Source organism: Archangium violaceum, assembly GCF_016859125.1.
Classification (GTDB): domain Bacteria; phylum Myxococcota; class Myxococcia; order Myxococcales; family Myxococcaceae; genus Archangium; species Archangium violaceum_A.
In genome coordinates this window covers 11792910-11815563 of the sequence record NZ_CP069338.1, presented here as the reverse complement: position 1 = coordinate 11815563, position 22654 = coordinate 11792910, and the positions used below count along the sequence as shown (strand labels likewise).

General features: G+C 67.9%; 19 protein-coding genes. 13 read left to right on the top strand and 6 right to left on the bottom strand.

The features are described from left to right. Positions 1–102: 102 nt before the first annotated feature. From JQX13_RS49815 to JQX13_RS49805, 3 genes are all read left to right on the top strand, one after another. Complete coding sequence (locus JQX13_RS49815) at positions 103–1476, top strand: carbohydrate porin (RefSeq protein WP_203406401.1); 1374 nt, start codon at positions 103–105, stop codon at positions 1474–1476. 146 nt (positions 1477–1622) lie between these two features. Beyond that, complete coding sequence (locus tag JQX13_RS49810; protein ID WP_203406400.1) at positions 1623–3176, top strand: TldD/PmbA family protein; 1554 nt, start codon at positions 1623–1625, stop codon at positions 3174–3176. Positions 3177–3187: 11 nt separating this feature from the next. After that, positions 3188–4522, top strand: a complete 1335-nt coding sequence (locus JQX13_RS49805; protein WP_203406399.1) for a TldD/PmbA family protein — start codon at positions 3188–3190, stop codon at positions 4520–4522. Positions 4523–4587: 65 nt separating this feature from the next. Here JQX13_RS49805 and JQX13_RS49800 read toward each other — a convergent pair whose 3' ends face one another. Beyond that, positions 4588–4959, bottom strand: a complete 372-nt coding sequence (locus JQX13_RS49800) for a VOC family protein (protein WP_239014346.1) — start codon at positions 4957–4959, stop codon at positions 4588–4590. Positions 4960–5072: 113 nt separating this feature from the next. On the opposite strand from JQX13_RS49800, the gene JQX13_RS49795 reads away from it, so the two are divergent. Next, entirely contained in the window at positions 5073–5264 is a 192-nt protein-coding gene (locus JQX13_RS49795; protein ID WP_203406398.1) for a hypothetical protein, read from the top strand. A 71-nt stretch (positions 5265–5335) separates the two neighbouring features. Here the strand turns inward: JQX13_RS49795 and JQX13_RS49790 are convergent, their stop codons facing one another. The 3 genes from JQX13_RS49790 to JQX13_RS49780 form a co-directional block, all read right to left on the bottom strand. Then, positions 5336–6871 (bottom strand): hypothetical protein, encoded by a 1536-nt coding sequence (locus JQX13_RS49790; protein ID WP_203406397.1) that lies wholly within the window; start codon positions 6869–6871, stop codon positions 5336–5338. 82 nt (positions 6872–6953) lie between these two features. Beyond that, a complete protein-coding gene (locus JQX13_RS49785; protein ID WP_203406396.1) occupies positions 6954–8978 on the bottom strand; it encodes a hypothetical protein in 2025 nt (674 codons plus the stop codon). Next, complete coding sequence (locus tag JQX13_RS49780; RefSeq protein WP_203406395.1) at positions 8978–11350, bottom strand: bifunctional metallophosphatase/5'-nucleotidase; 2373 nt, start codon at positions 11348–11350, stop codon at positions 8978–8980. Before JQX13_RS49780 ends, JQX13_RS49785 begins: the two co-directional genes overlap by 1 nt. 120 nt (positions 11351–11470) lie before the next feature. Here JQX13_RS49780 and JQX13_RS49775 point away from each other — a divergent pair, with 120 nt between their 5' ends. The 7 genes from JQX13_RS49775 (at position 11471) to JQX13_RS49745 (ending at position 19950) form a co-directional block, all read left to right on the top strand. Beyond that, positions 11471–12145: an NUDIX hydrolase gene (locus tag JQX13_RS49775; protein ID WP_203406394.1), complete on the top strand. Its 675-nt coding sequence runs from the start codon at positions 11471–11473 to the stop codon at positions 12143–12145. A gap of 54 nt (positions 12146–12199) precedes the next feature. Further along, positions 12200–13597, top strand: coding sequence for an MFS transporter (locus tag JQX13_RS49770; RefSeq protein WP_203406393.1), 1398 nt, complete (start codon positions 12200–12202; stop codon positions 13595–13597). Between the two features lie 80 nt (positions 13598–13677). After that, positions 13678–15237 carry a hypothetical protein gene (locus tag JQX13_RS49765; protein ID WP_203406392.1) on the top strand — a complete coding sequence of 520 codons (1560 nt, stop codon included), beginning with the start codon at positions 13678–13680 and terminating at the stop codon, positions 15235–15237. Between the two features lie 98 nt (positions 15238–15335). Then, positions 15336–16031: a hypothetical protein gene (locus JQX13_RS49760; protein WP_239014345.1), complete on the top strand. Its 696-nt coding sequence runs from the start codon at positions 15336–15338 to the stop codon at positions 16029–16031. Positions 16032–16180: 149 nt separating this feature from the next. Continuing rightward, the gene (gene pdhA / locus JQX13_RS49755) at positions 16181–17305 is read left to right on the top strand and encodes a pyruvate dehydrogenase (acetyl-transferring) E1 component subunit alpha (RefSeq protein WP_203406390.1); all 1125 of its coding nucleotides are present in this window, start codon (positions 16181–16183) and stop codon (positions 17303–17305) included. Between the two features lie 52 nt (positions 17306–17357). Further along, positions 17358–18344, top strand: coding sequence for a pyruvate dehydrogenase complex E1 component subunit beta (locus JQX13_RS49750; protein WP_203406389.1), 987 nt, complete (start codon positions 17358–17360; stop codon positions 18342–18344). A 7-nt stretch (positions 18345–18351) separates the two neighbouring features. Beyond that, complete coding sequence (locus tag JQX13_RS49745) at positions 18352–19950, top strand: pyruvate dehydrogenase complex dihydrolipoamide acetyltransferase (protein ID WP_203406388.1); 1599 nt, start codon at positions 18352–18354, stop codon at positions 19948–19950. Between the two features lie 60 nt (positions 19951–20010). Here JQX13_RS49745 and JQX13_RS49740 read toward each other — a convergent pair whose 3' ends face one another. Next, complete coding sequence (locus JQX13_RS49740) at positions 20011–20223, bottom strand: hypothetical protein (RefSeq protein WP_203406387.1); 213 nt, start codon at positions 20221–20223, stop codon at positions 20011–20013. Between the two features lie 204 nt (positions 20224–20427). Here JQX13_RS49740 and JQX13_RS49735 point away from each other — a divergent pair, with 204 nt between their 5' ends. Then, entirely contained in the window at positions 20428–20679 is a 252-nt protein-coding gene (locus JQX13_RS49735; RefSeq protein WP_239014344.1) for a DUF2795 domain-containing protein, read from the top strand. A gap of 204 nt (positions 20680–20883) precedes the next feature. Next, entirely contained in the window at positions 20884–22041 is a 1158-nt protein-coding gene (locus tag JQX13_RS49730; RefSeq protein ID WP_203406385.1) for a sensor histidine kinase, read from the top strand. Here JQX13_RS49730 and JQX13_RS49725 read toward each other — a convergent pair. Beyond that, on the bottom strand, positions 22013–22609 hold the full coding sequence (locus tag JQX13_RS49725) for a hypothetical protein (protein ID WP_203406384.1): 597 nt from the start codon (positions 22607–22609) through the stop codon (positions 22013–22015). The genes JQX13_RS49730 and JQX13_RS49725 overlap by 29 nt on opposite strands. Positions 22610–22654 lie beyond the last annotated feature (45 nt).

Here is a 22654-nt window from a genome sequence, read left to right as displayed (position 1 = left end):
AGCGGGTGACAGGGAAGGGGGCGGCGGGACACCGTCCACGCCGAGCACTCCCTATTAAGGATGTGCGCTCGACGGGCGCCACCTTCCCAGGAGACCCGCTTGATGAACCCGCCAGGTATCCTCGAGCACCCTCGCGTGCATGGGGCGTGCTTCGCGCTGTGCCTTCTCGTCCTGCTGGCCGAGTCTCCTCCCGCGAGCGCGAGCCTGCTGGCGGACCGGTTGGAGCTCACCATGTACGGCCGCGTCGGGCTGGCCTGGGCGCCCAACTCGGGGCGGTTCATCCAGGGCAGGACGTTCAACCTCACGGAGAGCGCCATCGGCGGACGCCTGGAGGAGGGCGACTATCTGGAGCCCACCATCCGGCTGCACATGTTCGAGAAGAGCGAGGACCCGGCCGCGCCCTATGCGGACATGGTGCTGACGCCCGCGATGTACGCCAGGAACGGGCTGTTCATCGGCATCTTCAGCAACAGGTTCACCGACACGCTGCAGATCGAGCTGTTCCAGGCCTACGTGGAGGCGGGCAACGTCCTGATTCCGAGGCTGAAGCTGTGGGCCGGCGCTCGCTTCTACCGCGGCACGGACGTGCACATCGCGGACTACTTCTACTTCAACAACCTGACCGGCCAGGGCGTGGGCGCGGCGTATGGCCCCTTGGACGTGGCGGTGCTGCTGCAGACGTCCGGCACGGGCGCGCAGTACAACTTCGACGTCGACGGGGACGGGGACCTGGACCTGCGTCGCCAGCGCACCGTGTTCGTGGGGCAGTACGTGCACAAGGTGGAGGCCGGACACTCGCTCCACCTGCTGGGAGAGCTCCACCTGCTGCCGGAGCTCCAAGCGCGCCTGGAGACGGGTGAGGAGGTCGGCCTCCCGTCGGACTTCGGCTGGGTGGCGGGAGTCAAGGCCCACTTCAGCCTGGGCAAGGACAACTTCAATGACGTGTCGGTGCGCTATGGCAGCAGCATTGCCTCGGGCAGCCGCGCTGGCGCGCAGACGTGGGTCTCGTTCGGATTGCCGGGAGAGGACCGTCTGTACGCGGACGCCGCTGGCGTGGAGGTGGTGGACCACTTCCTCTACAACTTCAGCTCCCTGCTGAGCCTCAACGCCTACGGCATCCTCCACTGGAACCAGGGGGCTCGCGAGGCGCCGTCACCCCGTTCAATCGACTTCGCGGTGGGCGCTCGGAGCACCCTGTACCTGGCCGATCAGTTCCACCTCATCAACGAGGCCACCTTCCAGGGCCTCCGGACGGGCTCCGGGCCCATGGCCACGGCGGTGAAGCTCACGCTCATGCCCACCATCGTTCCCTCTGGGCTGCGCAGCGTCTGGGCCCGTCCCCACCTGCGGCTCTTCTACACGGTGGCGTTCTATGACGATGACGCCGTGGCCGGGCTCGTCTCTCGCTATCTGCAGACGATTGGGCCCACCTCCGTGGGGCACTACCTGGGGGCCCGCGTGGAGTGGTGGTTCTGACGAGCCCCGGTCCGTGGCATGGGGTAGCGTCCACTGAACAGAGGGCAAGCGCGAACTCTGGAATACCCCCCTGGAGGGGAAGGTTACGCTCCGAGTACGGTGCACCCTTCACGAGGGGGGAACCCATGTCGAAAGGAAAGACCGGGATGACGCGACGTGATTTCGTCGGCTACGGCACGACGGCCCTGGCGGCGGCGGGCGCGGGACAGCTGCTCGGCTGTGCAACGGCACAGCGGGCGGGCCCGGGTGGGCCTGGAGGTGGCTCGGACGGGCCGTCGAGCTCCATCGGGTACTTCGCCCGCTTCGGTGTCACCGAGACCCTCATTCGCGAGACCCTGGCCGCCGCCCTGTCGCGAGGCGGGGACTACAGCGACCTGTTCTTCCAGCACCGGGTCTCCACCGCCATGGCGCTCGAGGACGGCGCGGTGAACAAGGCGTTCACCACCGTGGAGCTCGGCGTCGGCGTGCGCGTCGTCAAGGGCGACCAGACGGGCTATGCCTTCACCGAGGAGCTCACCCTCGAGGCGATGCGTAGCGCGGCCCGGACGGCGGCGGCGATCGCGGATGGCCCCTCGCGGCCCGGCCCCCAGTCCTTCCACGTCTACAAGGACATTCCCCAGCGCTACGTCCTGAAGGCGGGCTGGGATGCCGTGCGGCCCGAGCAGAAGCTGCCCATCCTCGAGGGGCTGAACGCGGCGGCCTTCAAGTCGGATCCGCGCATCTCCAAGGTGACCCTGTCGTTCTCCGACGAGTACGGCGCGGTCCTCGTGGCCGACAGCAACGGGCGGCTCGTCGAGGACGTGCAGCCCATGACGTCCCTCTACCTCTCGTGCGTGGCCGAGCAGAACGGCAAGCGCGAGCAGAACACCTACGGCGTCGCCGGCCGCGCGGGGCTGGAGTTCTACTCGCCCGAGCGGTTGGACCGGATGGTGCGCGAGGCGGTGGGCCGGACCACCATCCTCTTCGAGGCCACGCAGCCGCCCGCGGGCGAGATGCCGGTGGTGCTCGCGGCGGGCTCGTCGGGCATCCTCCTGCACGAGGCGATCGGCCACGGCATGGAGGCCGACTTCAACCGCAAGGGCACGTCCATCTACGCGGACAAGCTCAACAAGCCCATTGCCCACCCCTTCGTGAACATCGTCGATGACGGCACGAACGAGTACGCGCGGGGCGCCATCAACGTGGATGACGAGGGCAACGTGCCCGACAAGACGATGCTCGTGGAGAACGGCGTCCTCACCACGTACCTGCACGACTCCATCTCCGCGAAGCACTACAAGGTGAAGCCCACGGGCAACGGGCGCCGCGAGAGCTACCGGCACGCGCCGCTGCCGCGCATGCGCTCGACGTACATGCTCCCGGGTCCGCACAAGCGCGACGAGATCATCGCCTCGGTGAAGAAGGGCATCTACTGCTCGAACTTCTCGAACGGGCAGGTGAACATCGGCGCGGGCGACTTCACCTTCTACGTGAAGAACGGCTACCTCATCGAGGACGGGAAGCTCACACGGCCCATCAAGGACGTGAACATCATCGGCAACGGGCCGAAGGTGCTCGAGAAGGTGGACATGGTGGCCGACGACCTCGTCATCGACGAGGGCGGCTGGACGTGCGGCAAGGACGGCCAGGGCGTGCCGGTGTCCCAGGGCATTCCCACGGTCCGGGTCGCGTCGATCACCGTGGGCGGGCGCAACGCGTGAGGGAGACCGACATGAGCACGACGAACACGAACCTGGCGGATGCCGCGCGGAGCGCGGTCGCCCTGGCGCGCGAGAAGGGGGCCAACGAGGCCTCGGCCACCGTGGGCCGCTCGCGCCAGGTGGAAGTGCAGTGGCGCGATGGCCGGTTGGAGAAGGTCTCCGAGGCCACGACGCGGGGCCTGTCGCTGCAGCTCTACGTCGACGGGCGCTACTCCGCGGTGTCCACCAGCGACCTGCGTCCCGAGGCGCTGGAGCGCTTCATCTCCGACTCCATCGCGATGACGCGCGCCCTGGCGCGTGACGAGTACCGCCGGCTGCCGGATCCCGAGCTCTACGAGGGGCGCTCGCTCATCGATCTGTCGCTCGAGGATCCGCGCCAGGAGAAGCTCACCGCGGACGAGCGCCAGCGCTTCGCCCGGGAGCTCGAGGAGGCCGCCCGCTCCGTTGACACGAAGGGTGCCATCCTGTCCGTCACCACCGGCTTCGGGGACTCGCACCGGGAGATGTACCGGGTCAGCTCGAACGGCTTCGAGGGCGGTTCGCGTGGGACGCAGTTCTTCGCCTCCGCCGACGTGAGCGCGAAGGACTCGGATGGACGCCGGCCGGAGGAGAGCGACTTCTCCGTCGCGCGTTTCTTCGAGGACCTGACCGACGCGGCCACCCTGGGCCGCCGCGCGGGAGAGCGGGCCCTGGGGCGGCTCGGCTCGACGAAGGGCGCGTCGGCGGTGCTGCCCATGGCCGTGGACAACCGGGCCGCGGGCCGGCTCGTGTCGATGCTCCTCGGGCCCATGTCGGGCGCGTCCATCCAGCAGAAGCGCTCGTTCCTCGACGGGAAGCTCGGCCAGCAGGTGGGCAGCGAGCTCCTCGCGCTCTCGGACGAGCCGCACGTGAAGCGGGGCCTCGGCTCGCGCCTGTTCGACGGGGAGGGCATCACGGCCCGGCCGCTGCCTCTGTTCGAAGGGGGCACGCTCCGCTCCTACTTCATCGACAGCTACTACGGCCGGAAGCTGAAGGCCCGTCCGACGACGGGCAGCGCCTCCAACCTCGCCTGGAAGCTCGGGACGAAGGGGCAGCCCGAGCTCCTGGCGGACCTGAAGGAGGGCATCCTCGTGACGGGGTTCCTCGGCGGCAACTCCAACGGCGTCACGGGTGACTTCTCCCTCGGCGTCCAGGGCTTCCGCGTGCGGGGCGGGAAGCTCGCCGAGCCGATCGGCGAGATGAACATCGCGGGCAACCAGCTCGATCTCTGGAAGCGGCTCGTCGCCGTGGGCAACGATCCGTTCCCGAACAGCGCCATGCGTACGCCCACCCTCGTCTTCGAGGGCGTGCAGTTCGCGGGCATGTAGTCCCGAAAGGGTCCGCCTCCTCTCCCTGGCGAAGGATGGGCCGGGGAGGGGAGTGCCTCCGGACGCTACGCGGGCTCGATGAAGTTCAGCCGGTAGCCGTCGGGATCCGTGACGACGATCTCCTTCGTGAACCAGGGCTGCACGGTGGGCCCATCGACGTGCGCCCCGTGGGCCCGCGCACGCGAGGCCACCTCGTCCACGCTCATGGCGCCCACCCGGATGCCGATCAACACGCCCACGCCTCGCGGGCCCTGAAGGGCCATCGCCGCGGGCACGGCGACCAGGTACACCTCCGCCTGGTTCTCCCACCGCATGTGGACGAAGGGCGGATCCGCGTTGAGCCGCTTGAACCCGAGCGCCTCGTAGAACCGCACCGACCGCTCGGAGTCCGACACGAGCACCTTCACGAAGGATGACAGCAGCTGATCACTCTCCATGCGCGCCGTCTGTAGCACGAGGCCACGTCAGGCGCTCATGCACACGGCACGTGGGGCCGCTCTTCCTGCTCCGCGCGAGACAGCCCGTTCCCGAAGCTGTCACACTGCGAACCATGATGGATCTCTTCAGCCTGCTCTTCCTGAGCTTCTTCGCCATCTCCCTCGTGACGGGCACGGCCTATCACCGGGGGGCCATCCATCGAAGCGAGAGACCCCTGGACTACTGGGTGACCACCGTGGGCTATCTGCTCATCGGGCTGCTGATCGCGTTCCCGGGGATCATGAGGAGAATCAAGGGGCTGTGAGCCGGCGGAAATGAAAAAGCCCCAGGTTCCGGAGAACCTGGAGCCAGTGAACCGCACGGGGTGACGGACGGCTAGAAGCGCGCCTGGAGCAGCATGTTGAAGCCCAGCGCGTGGGGCTTCTCGAAGCTGGGCTGCGCGATGCCGAAGACGTCGTCCCGGAAGGTCGTCCGGTTGCGATCGTAGGTGTAATAGATCTCACCCACCGCGGCGACGCTCTCGGAGAGATCCCACCGGAAGGTGCCCTTGGCCGAGATGATGGGCTCGGCGAGGCAGATGGCGTTGTCGTCGCCGCACGTGGTGGGGAGGATGCTCAGCGTGTTGACGTCACGCACCACCACCGTGCGCGTGCCCGTGAGCCCCTGCGGCGGGTTGTTGCCACCGAAAAGCGGATCCGGGCTGCGGAACGAGGCCGGCTGCTGCACGCCGACGATGAAGCCCGGGGTGAAGTGCAGCGCGGGGAAGTGGTAGTCCGCGCCCGCGGCGATGAACATCTCCGGGTTCAGCTCGGTGCCTTCCGGGAAGTCGCTGAAGGGCGGCAGACCGGGCACCTCGAACTGGATGAAGGACAGGTCGCGGTAGAGACCCAGCACGTGGAAGCGCCAGTAGTCCAACTTGGCGCGCATCTGCAGCGCCAACGCCTTGGCCTCCTGCGGCACCGTGCGGCCGAACACGTCCGGATCCGACAGCGTCTGCACCAGGTAGCTACCCTCGACGGACACCGAGTAGGCCAGGCCACCCGGGTACTGCTCCGGAGCGAAGAAGCGCTGGTAGACGTCCGGATCGTTCTTGTACAGCTTGAAGTCCACGCTGGTGCCCACCGGCACGCCCACGTGGTAGACGGCCTGCGCGGACACGCCCGCCGAGTTCACCGGCGCCTCGACGCCCAGCGCGGCCAGGCCCGGGACGATGCCCTTCTGGAAGTAGCCGCCGCCCGCCTCGAGGCGCAGCGTCTCGAAGGGATCCCATCCCGCGCCGGCCATGAAGCCGTAGAGCGTCTCCTGCTCCTTGATGAGATCGTTGAGCACCAGCGCCGTCTTGGCGCCCGCGAACGCGTACCACCTGTCGCGGGTGATCTGCAGCTTGGCGCCCGGCACGCCCGCCGCGGTGGCGCGGGTGGTGAAGATGCCGCTGCCGCCCCAGGAGATGCGGTAGGCGTAGCCCAGCCGGAAGCGATCCGCGGACACGGGGAAGCCGGTGAGGGACAGGCCCTCGTTCTCGTTCCAGCCCGCGGGCCGGTAGTTGAGGCGGATGTAGCTGGAGTTGTCCCGGAGGGTGATGCCACCCGAGGGCTGCTCGAGCATCAGCACCGTGAGGGCCGCCTCGGTGGTGAGGCCCTCGAAGAACGCCGGCATCTTCTTGTAGAGGACGATGTTGGACAGCGTCTCGAAGCCGGAGAACCGGGTGTTGAAGTTGTCGTAGAACTGGGTGTTCTGGATGCCCGCGCCGAAACGGGCCGTGGGGCTGTTGGGCGTCGTCTCTCCCGCATTGGCGAAGACGTTGTCGTCCGCGAAGGCGAACGACAAGCGGGTATCGACGAAGTCTCCGGCCCAGGCGGGTGCGGAGAGGGTCATCAGCCCGGTCAGGGCCAGCGTGCGCAGCGTTCTCAAATTCCCTCCAAGGGGCGGCGGGGGGGCCGCTCCTCCCGGCGCCCCTGGGAATGGGGCGCTCGACTCCGGTTACGGCATTACGTCACTTACAAGTTTGGATCGGGCTCGGGCACTGCATGTCCGGACCCGGGTAGCAGCAGATGTCGTCCGCGTCGCGCGGCAGCACCATCCAGCGCGGCCGTGCCGCCTGGATCTGCTTGAGGTGGCCCACCACGTCATAGGTGGCGGCGTGCAGGTAGCGGCACTGCCGGGCGCGCTCCGCGTTCGAATCGTTCTCGTCGCAGTCCACCTTCAACTCAGGCACGGCGTCCTTCGTCATGACGAGCACGCGGGAGTGGGTGTTGCGCGACACGTAGCAGCGCGGCGCGGGGGTGCCCGGCGACGAGGGCGGGGGCTGGTGCGACATGAAGGCCACGAAGCCCTGTCCCTTGTCGATGATGACGTCCTTGCGCGTCTTCGCCGGCAGCAGCTCGTCATCGGGGGTCGCGGTGACGGTGGTCGTGCCGAACCGGAAGTACGAATCCATGTCGCACCAGACGCTCACCTCCGTGCCATCCTCGTAGGCCGTCCGGGTCTTGTTGGAGGCGGTATTGGAGAGGACGACTTCCTGCCAGCGGGAGGGCAGCGTGTCATCCAGACCGGCCTCGCGCGGCCCGGGGCCGGCCATCTCCACCACGAACTGGCCGAAGCTGTTGAACTGGGTGAGCTCGCTGCAGACGGTGTTCTGGTGTTCGCCGGAGCCGGTGGTGCAGTCGATGTTGCACTGGATCTCCGGCTTCTCATGCTCGGCGGGGGTGCCGCAGGGGACCCACGCGCCGCTGCTGTTGCAGAAGAAGGGCACCTCGCCATCGCCGTTGAGGTCGCAGTTCTTGAAGACCTTCGGGAACCGAGCGCGGCGCAGCTTCACGAGCCCCGACTCCATGCTCTCCAGCTTCAGGTTGCTGTTGTAGTAGCCGCAGAGGACGTCGACGCCCTGGGGGGACAGCTGGTTCTTCAGCCCGCAGTGGCGGAGGTTGAGCTCCACCGGTGGGTTGAGCGCCAGGTACTTGTTCCACTGGTCCGGGGGCAGCTGGCGCACGTGCTCACGCACCGTCCACGACGGGAAGGTGATCTGCGTGGTGGAGGTGAACTCCTGGACGGAGCCGGACAGCGTCCACAACAGATCGCCCGCGTTGAGTCCCTCGGGGAAGTTGTAGTTGTAGACGAACATGGAGCCGTAGCTTCCGGGCAGGTAGCCACTGGGCTCGGGCACGTTCACCTGCGCGGCGGAGCTGGTGTCCTCGGGGATGGGGCAGGAGGTGATGTCCGTGACGAAGAAGCCGGAGGGATCCGTCCCCGTGACGAGCAGCGTGACGGGCTTGGCCGGCTCGGGGTCCACCTTGCCGTCGCCATCCAGGTCCCGGTCCGGACAGTCCTGGTACTGGATGGAGCCGGACTCGGGGGCGCGGCCGAAGGTGACGAACTGCCCCGCGAAGGGCGAGTCGCGGTTGTCGTAGATCCGTGGCGTCTGGATGGTGGCCAGCGAGGGCTCCTGGAAGAAGAGCGTCTCGGAGGCGCCAGCGGCGTAGGTGCGCGAGGAGGGCTCCGTCGGGAGCTTCGTCGGATCACCCGCGATACCGCCGTCGGTGTAGTTGGGCTCGACGGGCTCGTCCAGCGCCCAGACGCGCACCTCGCCATAGACGTGCTCGGCCCGCAGCGTGCCCACACCGCGGCCATTGACGACATTCACCCAGTGATACGAGTAGTCACCGGAGAGGTCGCCCGGCACCACCTTGAAGGCCACCGGCCCGTTGAAGGCGAAGATCCTGCCGCTCGTGTCCAGGGCGAGCACGTCCACCCGCAGCTCCACCTGGCCATTGGGGACGACGTAGCGGCAGTCCTTCGTGCCGCGCACCCCGGCCGGCACCTGATCCAACCGGGTGCCATACTGTTTGATGCAGGAGGGGACGACGGAGAGCGGCTGGAGGCTGCCGTTGCTGGCCACCGCGGAGATGGTCTGCACGGCCACCTGGAACGAGCCCACGCGTGAAGCCGCGGGCGATTCCACGCTGTAGCAGCCGGACACGGAGGCCGCGGTCGCGGCCATGAGGAGCCAGTGGATCTTCATCACTTCACCTTGCGGCCGATGCGGCCGTCCTCGATGGCGTTGGCAACGGGCATCTCGGTCGGGTTCTCACAGAAGTTCCTCAGCTGCAGGGTGACCGAGCCGCACTCCTGGGCACCCGCCAGCGCCTCGCGGCAGTAGCAGCGCCCGGTGTACGGGCCCTGGGGCACGTTGCACGCGTCGCGGATCTTCTCCGGCGTGAGGCCCTCCACGTGGCAGCGCTCGGCCGCGTCCTCGGGGAGCGAGAGGAGCTCCCGGCAGGTGCAGTCACCCAGCTTGCGCGCCAGCGCGTCCTCGAACGCCTGGGCCTGCTGGCAGTAGTTGATGAGCTGCGTGCTGACCTTCCACTCGCCGTCCACGAGCGAGCCGCAGCGCTCGCCCGTCGAGGAGGTCGTCCGGCCCGCGTTGATGTCGTCGCAGTTGCAGAAGCCCTGCATGTAGCCGATGAGCGAGTCGCGCAGGGAGATGCCCGTCTCCACGCGGGTGGTGTTGCGCTTGAGGACGCTGAAGCCCGAGCCACCCTTGGCGATGTAGTCGTTCACCGCCACGCGGTACATGCCGTTGGCGTTGATGGGGCTGCCGTTGATGGAGACGTCGGTGGCGGGGTGGGCGTAGCAGCGGTCGCCGTCCTGGTCCTGGAGGCACTGCCAGGGCGCGTGGCCCTCGCGGCCCTCCCGCGGGCAGTCCGTGGCGTTCTTCGCCGGGTCGCAGGGGATGCGCAGATCGTTGAGCTGCACCTGGGCGCAGTCCATGGTGAAGCGCGCGCCGGAGATCTGCGCCTGGCTGACGCAGCCGCGCTCGGCGGAGCGCTCGGCCACGAAGTCGAACATCTCCTGAATCTCCGTGCCCGACAGGTACATGATGTTGATGGTGTTCTCGAACGGGAACACGTTGAACATGGACTCCTGCGTCACCACGCCCGCGTAGAGGCTGTCGCGGATGCCGAGCGAGTTGGTGAGGGCCATCTCCGCTTCCACGGCGCGGCGCTTGCGCATGGAGTCCGCGGTGATGTTGCCCAGCGGCGAGTCACCGCCCGTGGACGTATTGCGGCGCGACACGTCGGTGGGCGCGTAGGAGAAGATGGAGGTGAGCTGGAGGTTGAAGTCCATGCCCAGCAGGTAGGGCTGCAAGAGGTCCGTGGTCTCCCGGTCCTCCTGTTCCTGGCACTTCGCGAGCGCCTCGCGCACGCCCGGGGCGTTGATGAACTGGCCGGGGTCCCAGAAGTTGTCCTGGTAGTACGCGCGCATGGCGTCGTTGCACCACATGCCGTCCAGCGGGGAGACGCGGTAGGAGTTGCTGATCACCTCGGCGCCATCCAGCGTCCGGTCCTCGTCCTTCGGGACCTTCACCACCAGATCCAACCGGCCCACGTACTTGGCGAAGGCACCCGAGTGCGCGAGGATCACCTTGCGGCCGCTGGGATCGGCGAGCTGCTGCGGCGGGTTGAGCACCACGTGCAGGTGGCCGCCGAGCACCACGTCCAGGCCGGACACGCCGGGGATGAACACCTTCACCACCGCCTTGGGGTTGCCCTCCAGGTCGGGGTCGGCCCACTCGAGGAGCTGCCAGCGGTCGTGATCGCGCTCGATGAAGGGCCGGGCGCGCTCGTACTCGTAATAGGCCTCGTAGCCGCGGATGAGATCCTGGTCCTCGGTGAGGCCCAGGTGGCTGACCACCACGATCAGATCCACCACCGGGCGGAGGATCTCCACATAGGCCCGCGCCGCCTCGTTCTGCTCGAGCGGGGTGACCTGCAGCGAGTTGCCACCCTCCACGATCGAGTTGAGCGAGGAGATGTTGGCCATGCCGATGATGCCCACCTTCAGACCCTGGACGTTGCGGATGACATACGGGGTGCTGTTGAGCGCGGCCTCGGCGTTGCCGGGATCCTTGGGGCTGTCCCAGGCGTAGTTGGCGGCCATCAGCGGGAACTTGGCGAAGTCGCGCGCCTTCTGGACGAAGTTGAGCAGGCCGGCGTCGAACTCGTGGTTGCCGATCACCGCCGCGTCCAGGTTCATCTTGGACAGGAAGCGGAACTCGGCCTCGCCGCTGAAGACGTTGAAGATGGGCGCGCCCTGGAAGCAGTCGCCCGAGTCCAGGTGCAGCACGCGCTCGGAGCGGGCGCGCTCGCGCTTGAGCACGGCCCCCATGCGGGTGGCCCCACCGAAGGGACCCGCCTCGGGGATGATTCCGAGGTCCGTATCCGTCTTCAAAGGAGCGAAGTCGTAGGGGATGAGCCGCGAGTGGATGTCAGAGGTGTGCAGTAGGGTCAGCCGGACTTCCTGGCCGCGGAGATCGATCTCCTGGCCCTCCATCACGGGCATGCACGAGGCGCAGGTCAGCGCACAGAGGAGTCCCAGCAGGAGACGTCGCATCGGGGGCGGATCCGGGGGGCTTGAAGAATTTGACCGCTAGACGACGGCGCAAGGTACGGGATCCTCAGAAGGTGAGCAAGCAACGCCCCTGCGTCAGGCTCTTCCGGTAAGGGAACAGGCATGCGTTCGAGCAGTCATTCTTCCGTGACGGATATCGAGATTATCGAGGATTTCACGTCCACCGCGAAATGTGACGAGGGCTTCCTGCGGGTGCGGCGGCTGCGGTGCCAGAACCGGCGGGCCGACGGGACGGCCTCCAAGGTGTACCGGGTGGATGTGGTGGATCGGCCGCGGCTGGACGCGGTGACGGTGCTGGTGTTTCGCCGCGGTGCGTCGGGGTTGGAGGTGCTGACGCGGATGAACCTGCGGCCGGCGGCATACTTCCGGCGCGGCAAGGACATGACGGTGCCGGATGGGGCGACGTACCTGCGGGTGGAGGAGATCGTCGCGGGGCTGCTGGAGCCGGAGGACAAGGGCGAGGCGGGGCTGCGGCACCGGGCGGCCGAGGAGGTCCGCGAGGAGGCCGGCTTCGACGTGAAGCCGGAGGAGATCCAGCTGTTGGGGGCGGGCTTCTTCCTGGCGCCGGGCATCCTGTCGGAGAAGGTCTTCCCGGCGGCGGTGGACGTGACGGGCAAGGAGCAGGGCGTGCCGCGGGGGGATGGTTCTCCTCTCGAGGAGGGCACGCAGCTTCAGTGGAGGCCCATCCGCGAGTTGCTGGCCATGTGCCGGCGCGGGGATGTTCCTGACGCGAAGACGGAGATCGCCATCCTGCGGTTGCTCGCCGAGCAGGCGTGAACCAGGCGGGTGTGATTGTCGGGAGCGCGCCGGGCGGGTAGGGTGCCCGGCGCCATGCACGACGCAGCCCCCTCGTCCTCGACACCGCGGCCGGAGTATTCGCGGGCCTTCCGCTTCCGCCGGGCCCAGAACTGGCTCACGCTCGGAACCATGTACGCGGCCATGTACATGGGCCGCTACAACTTCTCCTTCGCCAACGCGAAGCTGTCGGAGACGTACGGCTGGAACAAGGCGCAGGTGGGCGCGATCATCAGCGCGGCCACCTTCATCTATGGTGTGTCCGCCATCTTCAACGGGCCGCTGGCGGACCGCATCGGTGGACGCAGGGCGATGCTGGTGGGCGCGGGCGGCGCGGTGGTGTTCAACCTCGCCTTCGGCCTGGGCGCGTACCTGGGCTTCCTGGGCACGGGGACGTTGCTGCTCGGCTACCTGGCCACGGTCTGGTCGCTGAACATGTATTTCCAGTCCTACTCGGCCCTGGCGCTCATCAAGGTGAACTCGGGCTGGTTCCACATCAGCGAGCGCGGCGTGTTCTCCGCCATCTTCGGCTCGATGATCCAGGGTGGCCGGGCGCTCATCTACTTCATCGGGCCGCTGCTGGTGCTGGCGCTGCCCTGGCAGTTCGTCTTCTTCGTGCCCGCGTTGGTGATGACGACGCTGGGGCTGCTCACCTTCCTGTGGGTGCGTGACGCGCCGGACGAGGCGGGCCTGCCCGCGCTGGACACGGCGGACGCCTCCAGCGGGTACACCGGCAAGGTGGACTTCAAGTACGTGGCGAAGGTCGTCTTCACCAACCCCGTCATGATCACCATCGCGGCGGCCGAGTTCTGCACCGGCTTCGTCCGCCACGGCTTCGAGCAGTGGTTCCCCCGCTACATGCAGGAGGCGCAGAATCTGTCGCTCGACAGCCCCATCTTCCAGAAGGGCGCCACGGGTGTGGTGCTCGCGGGCATCGCGGGGGCCTTCGTCGCGGGCTTCATGTCCGACCTGCTCTTCAAGGCGCGCCGGCCGCCGGTGGCCTTCATCGGCTACATGCTCCAGGTGGCGTGCATGGCCGTCATCTGGAAGGCCCCGAGCATCAACCTGGTCATCGCCGCCTTCGTGGTGAACTCGTTCTCCATCAGCATCGTGCACTCGATGCTGTCGGGTACCTCGTCCATGGACTTCGGTGGGAAGAAGGCCGCGGCCACGGCGGCGGGCATGTTCGACGGCATGCAGTACGTGGGGGGCTCCGTGGTGGGTGTCGGCATGGGCTGGATGCTGGACCACTTCGGCTGGGGCGCCTGGGGTCCGAGCATGATTGGCTTCTCGGCCATTGGCGCCGTCCTCATGCTCACCCTGTGGAACGCCCGCCCCAAGGCGCACGCGGCCCAGACGGCTCCGGCGGTTGTGGCTCCAACGAGTGTCCCCGCCGAGGAGCGGGAGTCCTCCCGGACCGGCACGCAGGGGTAGGGTTGTCCACCGGTCATCGGCCCCTTGCGTTGGCCCGGGGGTCACTAGGCCGTGACAGTCCCGTGACCTAGAGTGCGGGTGTGTCCCAGGCCCCCGCACCCTTGCTGCAGACCCGGCTCGACGTCCACGACCGGAAGCAGTTCGAGATCAAGCTCGAGTATCAACCCTCCGGGGCGGATGACGAGACGCGTTATCTCGTCGAGACGTACGTCTTCCTGCCAGCGAGCCTGAACATCGACTCGGAGACGTACCCGCGAGCGAACTTCTACGCGGACATCCACAACTACGTGCGCTTCAAGACGCCGGTGCTGAGCCTGGCGGAGCTGTTGAGCACGGACAGCGCGCCGCTCGCGCGGTTGGAGGCGGGGCTGCTCACGGGGCTCGTCAGCGAGTCGGAGCTCGTCTACCAGGCGAAGCTGTTGTCCTGCATCTTCCGCGGGGCGCTGCGGCGTTTCGCCAACGGCGTGGACGAGCAGTGCGAGGGTCTGAGCCGGAGCCCGGGTGACGGGGTGTGCGATCGGCTGGAGGGCGAGGCGCGAGCGGCGGCGGACGGGGCGCGCAAGGTGCTGGAGCGCTTCCGCGCGTGGGCGCGCTCGGCCAACCGCTACCGGCTGCAGGAGAAGACGCGCGCCTCCATCCGTCTGGTGGACGAGTACCTGAGCCTCACGGTGGAGCAGTTCTTCCGCAAGGCCGTGGCGGACATGGACGCGCTGCCCCGCTCGGGCGTCTACATCGAGGTGCGCAAGGAACTGATGGACGAGGTGCTGCGCGAGGAGGAGTACCGCAAGGCGAACCAGCTGCGCTCGGTCATCAGCCCCACCGGTGACAACGAGGAGTACATGCACCGGTTCGGCTTCCTGAAGAAGTTCTGCATGAACATCCTCTTCCTGTCGGCGCGGCGGGCGCAGAAGCGCCAGGGCTGGGAGGAGGTGCTGTTCGCGCTCGCGGCGGGTGTGGCGATGTCCTTCGCCACCGCGGTCGCCTTCTGGGCGCAGGTCCGCTACACGCAGGTGAGCCTCAACTTCTTCCTCATCATGGTGGTGGGCTACATGATGAAGGACCGCATCAAGGAAGGCATGCGGCGCATCTTCAGCCAGGTCGCGTCGCGGCACCTGTACGACCGGACGGCCCGCATCGTGGATCCGGTGACGGAGCGGTGCCTGGGCACCTGCGAGGAGAAGGTGGACTACGGGCGCGCGGTGCGCGTGCCCGTGGAGGTGGCCGCGTTGCGCTCCCGTGACGACTTCATCACCGTGTCCCAGGGCGAGCTGACCGAGACGGTCATCCGCTACCAGAAGCAGGTGGTGCTGGACGTGGAGCTGTTGCCTCGCACCGAGCGCGGGGTGAGCGGAATCACGGACATCATCCGGCTCAACGTGGAGCGCTTCCTGCGCGACATGGACGAGCCCGAGTACGCGCTGGAGTACGTGGACCTGGAGGACTTCTCCGTGGGGCGGGTGCGCGGGGCCAAGAGCTACCAGGTGGACATGGCCTTCCGCTTCATCGTCCACGAGGCGGGACAGGAGCGGGGCTCGTTGCAGCTCGTCCGGCTCGTCCTGGACCGCAACGGCATCAAACGGATGCTCCGGCTGTACCCGGAACAGCCCCATCGCCCCGAGCCCCTGCGCTCGGCCGCCTGATTGGCGGAATTCCGCGCGAGGTGGGGCCCGCGTGCCCTATACAAAGGGCCATGGCTTCGGACCTGAGAACCCGTGTGAGGGAGGGCTGGCAGCGCACATTGCGCGACATCCTGGAACAGGCACGTTCGCTGGGCACCCAGGCGGTGCTCGCGTTCGACCTGGACTCCACCCTCTTCGACAACCGCCCCCGTCAGGCCCGCATCCTCCGCGAGTTCGGTCTGGCCCGTGCGGTGGAGAAGTTGAGCGCCTGCGAGCCGCACCACTGGGAGAGCGGCTTCGACATGCGAGGGGCCATGCGCAACTGTGGCCTGTCGGAGGAGGAGGTGGAGGGCCTCTACGACGCGGTCCGGAGCTTCTGGCTGGAGCACTTCTTCACCAGCGACTACTGCGTGGACGACGTGGCCATCCACGGGGCGGCGGCCTTCACCCATGCGGTGGTGGCCACCGGGGCGCGCCTGGTCTACGTCACCGGCCGCCACGAGGGCATGCGGGCGGGTACCGTGGAGTCCATGCGTCGCAACGGCCTGGCCGTGCCTGGAGAGGGGCGGGTGGAGCTGCTCATGAAGCCTTCCGAGCGTGACAATGACGACGCCTTCAAGCGCGAAGCCCACGCCCGGCTGGGGGAGATGGGGACGCTCATCGCCGCCTTCGACAACGAGCCCACCCACGCCAACGACTACCTGCTCCGCTTCCCCGAGGCCAAGGTCGTCCACCTCGCGACCGACCATTCAGGTAGGCCGGTGACCCTTCTCGACGAAATCGTGTCCGTGCCGCACTTCTCTCACGAGTCGTGACGCGGTGCGCCCAATGGACGGGATCCGGGCTTTCCCGCCTGTTCGGTGTACGAAACCCCTTGCAGTCCCATGTCCGCGCGCTATGGAGGCGCACGGCGTCTGCCGTTCCCGTCCCCGGGGCGGTCTCTCACTGTACGGAGGCATTGGCGGTGGCCAGCAAGTACTCGAAGGACCTGCTGTTGACGATGTACCGGAAGATGTACCTCATGCGCCGCTTCGAGGAACGAGCGGGCCAGCAGTACGGTCTCGGGAAGATCGCCGGCTTCTGCCACCTGTACATCGGCCAGGAGGCCGTGGCGGCGGGTGTCGAGGCGGCCATCCGTCCCGATGACTACATGCTCTCGGGCTACCGTGACCACGCCCAGCCGCTGGCGCGTGGCTCGGACGCGGGCATGGTGATGGCGGAGCTCTTCGGCCGCACCGGCGGCTACAGCAAGGGCAAGGGCGGCTCGATGCACATCTTCGACATCGAGAACCACTTCTACGGCGGCTATGGCATCGTCGGCGCGCAGATTGGTCTGGCCGCGGGCATGGCCTTCGCCAGCCGCTACCGCAACGAGGACCGCGTCACCGTGTGCTACTTCGGTGACGCCGCGGCCAACCAGGGCATCTTCCACGAGACGTTGAACATGGCGGCCAAGTGGAAGCTGCCCGTGCTCTACATCTGCGAGAACAACCGCTACGGCATGGGCACGGCCATCGCGCGCGTCGCGGCGGTGCCGGAGATCCACAAGCGCGGCGACGCCTATGGCATCCGCCACGAGGCCGCGGACGGCATGGACGTGCTGAAGATGTACGAGTCGGTGAAGGACGCGGTCGAGTACATCCGCGCGGGCAACGGCCCGGTGCTGATGGAGGCCAACACCTACCGCTTCCGTGGCCACTCCATGGCCGACCCCGCCACCTACCGCACCAAGCAGGAGGTGGAGGACGAGCGCAAGAACGACCCGATTCCCCGCCTCAAGGACTACGCGATCAAGCAGGGCCTGGCGAAGGAGGAGGAGTTCGACGCCATCGAGGCCGAGGTGAAGGAGCAGGTGGACGCGGCGGTGAAGTTCGCCGACGAGTCGCCCGAGCCGAGCCTGGACGAGCTGTGGAAGGACACCATCGTCGAGGAGGGCGAGGAGGATGTGCGCCCCCGCGAGCGCGTGCTGGGCGTGAAGGTGACCAGGTGGCCGAAGTACCCGTCTGGCCAGGAGCTGAAGGTGACCTGGGATCTCGAGCCGCGCGAGCAGGCCGAGAAGGCGGACAAGGCGGCGGGTCTCAAGCGCTAGCCCTCTTTCACCAACCACTGACTGCTTACGGATTTCGCATTCGGAGCCAACAATGGCCGAGTTGATGTACCGCGAGGCGCTGAATCAGGCGCTCGCCGAGGAGATGGAGCGCGACGCCAACGTGTTCCTCATTGGTGAGGAAGTGGGTCGCTACCAGGGCGCCTTCAAGGTGTCGCAGGGTCTGCTGGACAGGTTCGGAAGCGCGCGCGTCATCGACGCGCCCATCTCCGAGCTGGGCTTCGCCGGCCTGGGCGTGGGCGCCGCGATGGTGGGCCTGCGTCCGGTGGTGGAGATGATGACGTGGAACTTCGCCATCCTGGCGATGGACCAGATCGTCAACAACGCGGCGAAGCTGCGGCACATGTCGGGTGGCCAGCTGCGCTGCCCCATCGTGTTCCGCGGTCCGGGCGGCGCGGGTGGCCGGCTCTCCAGCCAGCACAGCCAGGCGCTCGAGTCCAACTACGCGCACTTCCCGGGCCTGAAGGTGATTGCCCCGGCCACGCCGGCGGACGCCAAGGGCCTGCTCAAGTCCGCCATCCGTGATGACAACCCCATCATCATGATCGAGGGCGAGCGCCTCTACGCCCTCAAGGGCGAGGTGCCCGAGGGCGAGCACATCATCCCCATCGGCAAGGCGGACGTGAAGCGCGAGGGCAAGGACGTCAGCATCATCACCTGGTCGCGCATGTACTACTTCTGCGAGGAGGCCGCGAAGCAGCTGGAGGCCGAGGGCATCTCCGTGGAGATCCTCGACCTGCGCACGCTGCGTCCGCTGGACGAGGAGGCCATCCTCGCCACCGTGCGCAAGACGAACCGCGCGGTCATCGTGGAGGAGGGTTGGCCGCTGGCCGGTGTCGGCGCGTCGGTGGTGGACATCATCCAGTCCAAGGCCTTCGACGAGCTGGACGCCCCGGTGCTGCGCGTGACCGGCCTCGACGTGAACATGTCCTATGCGGCGAATCTGGAGAACGCGATCCAACCGGACGCTCCGAAGATCATCGCCGCCGTCAAGAAGGTCCTCTACCGCGAGGGAGCCTGAGAACCGTATGGCCACGCCCATCCAGATGCCGGCCCTCTCTCCCACGATGAAGGAGGGCAAGATCGTCAAGTGGCTCAAGAAGGAGGGGGACAAGATCTCCTCAGGCGAGGCGATCGCCGAGTGCGAGACGGACAAGTCCAACCTCGAGATCGAAGCCTATGACGACGGCTACCTGCTGAAGATCGTCGTGCCCGAGGGAGACATGGCCACCGTCGGTGCGCCCATCGCCTTCATCGGCGAGAAGGGCGAGAAGGTGGACGCCGGTGGAGGAGCCAAGGCCGCCGCGCCCGCCGCTCCGAAGGCCGAGGCCCCCAAGGCCGCCGCTCCGGCTCCCGCGCCCGCCGCGCAGCCCGCTGCTCCCGCGGGTGGGGGTGAGGGCATCCCCGTGGTGATGCCCGCGCTCTCCCCGACGATGACGGAGGGGAAGCTCGTCAAGTGGCTGAAGAAGGAGGGGGACAAGGTCTCCTCCGGCCAGGCCATCGCCGAGGTGGAGACGGACAAGTCCAACCTCGAGGTCGAGGCCTACGATGACGGTGTGCTGGCGCGCATCGTGGTCCAGGAAGGCGAGATGGCCAAGGTGGGTGCGCCCATCGCGTTCCTGGCGGGGAAGGGTGGGGCCAAGGCCGCCGCCGCTCCCGCCCAGGCCCCGGCGCCCGCGCCGAAGGCCGCCGCTCCCGCTCCTGCCCAGGCTCCGGCGCCCGCGCCGAAGGCCGCCGCTCCCGTTCCCACTCCGGGAGGCCGTTTGCGCGCCAGCCCGCTGGCGAAGCGGATGGCTCGCGAGCGGGGCCTGGATCTCTCCCAGGTCCAGGGCTCAGGTCCGCTCGGCCGCATCGTGAAGAGCGACATCGAGAAGGCGCTCACCCAGGCGCCCGCTCCGGCCGCCGCGCGCAAGGGTCCCGCTGCTCCGGCGGCGGCTCCGGGCGAGCGTCCCGAGCCAAGGGCGGTGCCCGTCACCACCATGCGCAAGGTCATCAGCCAGCGCATGGCCGAGGTGAAGCCCGGCGTGCCGCACTTCTACCTCTCGGTGGACGTGGAGATGGACGCCGCGCTGAAGATCCGCGAGGAGGCCAAGGCGCTCGAGTCCAAGGTCTCCGTCAACGACATCATCGTGAAGGCGGCGGCCATGGCGCTGCGCCGCTACCCGAAGATCAACGTGGCGCTGCAGGGTGACACCATCCTGCACTTCGAGACGGTGGATGTCGGCATCGCGGTGGCCATCGAGGACGGCCTCATCACCCCCATCATCCGCGACGCGGACAAGAAGGGGCTGTCGGCCATCTCCGCCGAGGCACGTGACCTGGCCGAGCGGGCTCGCAAGCGGGGCCTCAAGCCGCACGAGTACTCGGGTGGTTCGCTGACGGTGTCCAACCTGGGCATGTACGGCATCGACTCGTTCATCGCCGTCATCAACCCGCCCCAGGCGGCCATCCTCGCGGTGGGCTCGGTGTCGGACAAGGTGGTGGTCCGCGATGGGCAGATGGTGGTGCGCAAGCTGATGACGGTGACGCTCTCGGGCGATCACCGCGTCATCGACGGGGCCATCGGCGCCGAGTACCTGCGGGAGCTCAAGGCGCTGCTCGAGCACCCGATGCGGCTGCTGTTCTAGTCTGTGCCGCGCCTGGCGGGCCGCCTTCACGGGCGGCCCGCCCCGGACGCCGGCCTACTGCTACTCGCGGGTCGGCTCCTTCTCGTCGTGTATCTCGTGCTCCAGCTTGCGCTGGGCCTCGGTGACGCTGGCCTGATCCTCGCGCTTCGTGCCCGTGGGCAGCTCCGTCTCGCGATCCTCGGAGCGGCCCTGGATGCCGGGCCATGGATCCGGGTGCGTGGCCTGAACGTGCTCGATGCGCTCCGCGTAGTTCGGGTCCTTTTTGTCCGCCATGTCGTCTCTCCTCAGACGTGTGGGAGTACCTGGATAGGGTGGGGCCCAGGTGGGAGAAGGCCAATGGAGGCTGCTCCCCTGCTTGCTGGGCGAGGAGTCGAAAAGGGCGCGCAAGTCCTTCGTGAGCTGCTTAACCTTGAGCCGATGAACGACGAGGACAGACGCAGTCGGCTCGAAGAGGGAATCAAGGAGCTGGAAACGCGCATGGGTGGACCCGCACCGCTGGCACAACCCCTCCACAAGGCCCTGCTCGGGGCCGTGTTCCCACTCTCCACGGAGCAACTCGTCCTGCTGGCCCGTGAGAACGAGGCTCCCTCTGTCGTCCTCTCCCTGTTGGGCAACCTGGCCCCGCGGGAGTTCGAGTCCTTGGACGCGGTGCAGCATGCGCTGGAGTCCCAGGCTCGAGAGACCGAGGAGCCGACCGAGCCCTCCCTGACCCCCATGCCACATCGCTGAGCGCTCCTGCCTGGTCGCTTCACCTCCTGGCTCAGGGGGCGGTTGACCGCAGGTATGCCGGGGATTCCGGTACGTCCAGGGCTTCTCATGGCTTGAAACACGGCCCATCGGGTTTTGCTCGTGACGTGGTATCTCTTGGGTGTGGGCGCAGTGGGTTGGCAGGGCGGGAGTGTGGATGGTCGGCCTGGCCCGGAGAGGAATTACATGAACCCGTCTGACCTCCCCGCCGTCCTCTATGTCGACGACGACGCGCTCAACCTGAGGGTGTTCGAGGCGAACTTCGGCTCGAAGTTCCGCATCTTTCGCTGCTCGACACCGGCCGAGGCGCTGACGCTGCTGGAGCAGAAGCGCAGTGAGATCGGCGTCATTCTTTCAGACCAGCGCATGCCCGGAATGACGGGCGTGGAGTTGCTGGAGCGCGCGCGCACACTGGCTCCGGATGCCAAGCGCATGCTCGTCACCGCCTACTCCGACATGCAGGCGGTGATCGACGCGGTGAACCGCGGCCAGGTGAGCCGCTACTTCGTCAAGCCGTGGGATCGCGCCGAGGTGTTGGCCGCGCTCGAGGACGGCTTGAAGATCGCCCGGCTGGAGCTGCGCATCCGCGAGGTGGAAGGGCGGATGATGAAGGCCGAGCGTCTGGCCACGTTGGGCCAGGTGACGGCCGGCATCGCTCACGAGCTGATGGGCCCGGTGGGTTACCTGTCGCAGAACGTGGCCTCGCTGCGGCGCGATCTGGAGTGCGTGGTGCAGTACGCGTCCAAGCACCTGGCGGCGGATCCCTCGCCCGAGGTGGCGAGCGTGCTGGAGGATCTGCCGTCGCTGCTGTCGGACCTGGCCACGGGCGCGGATCACCTGCGCGGGGTGGCGTTGGGGCTGAGGGCGCAGGCGCGCGGCGAGGACATGGAGGTCTCGGCGGATGTGGCCGAGGTGGTGTCCTTCGCGGTGAAGCTGGCGCGCGCCGAGGTGCGTGACCGGGCTCGCATCACCACCATGGGCGAGCCGGTGAAGGTGACGTTCGGCCCGGTGAAGCTGACCCAGGTGCTGCTCAATCTCATCGTCAACGCCGCGCAGGCCATGGAAGGCACGGGCCGGCCGGGCCGCATCGAGGTGCGGTGGGCTTCGCGTGATCAGGACGTGCTGCTCACCGTGGCGGACAACGGCTGCGGCATCCCCCAGGAGATGATGGAAAAGGTCTTCCAGCCGCTCTTCACCACCAAGCCGGTGGGCATCGGCACGGGCCTGGGCCTGTCCATCTGCAAGGAGCTGGTGACGCAGGCCGGTGGCGGAGTTCGGCTGTCGTCGAAGGCGGGGGAGGGCACCGAGGTGGAGATCACCCTCCGGCGAGTCCAGCTCCCCTGAGTCCGAAGGCGTTGTGCAGCAGGCGCCACACACGGAAGAGCGCCTCCTGCTCGCTGGCGCCGATGTGCTCCACCAGCACCTCGCGCCAGTGCTCTCCCTCCATGCCACCCGGGCGCCACACCACCACCAGCGCGTAGCGCCCGGGCGCGCGCTCCACCACCTCCACCGCGGACACCTCGTCGAAGGGCACCCACTGGACGCGGGTGGCTCCCGGAGCCCAGCGCAGCCGCTCGAGCCGCAGGCGTTCGGTGGGGAAGTGGAGCACGAAACGGCGCCGGCCGAGCTGTCCCTCCAACCGCAGCGCGAAGCCCATCAGGGCCACCGCCAGCACGCCCAGGGCCGCGGGCGCGGGGGGCGTTCGTTCGTCGCCTCCGCCCAGCAACACGCCCACCACGGCGCCCAGTGCGCACAGGGCCGCCAGCACGACGCAGAGGCTCGGGAGCTGCCGTCGCCAGAATGACGGCGCGAGGGACTCGCCCAGCAGACGGCCGGGCTCGTACCGCAGCCGTATGTCTCCCAACCGACGCGGCGCGGGATTCTCCTCCAGTGCATCCGTGAAGCTCGCCACGTTTACAGCATAGGCCTCACGTGGCGTTGCTCGAAGTCCGACGCG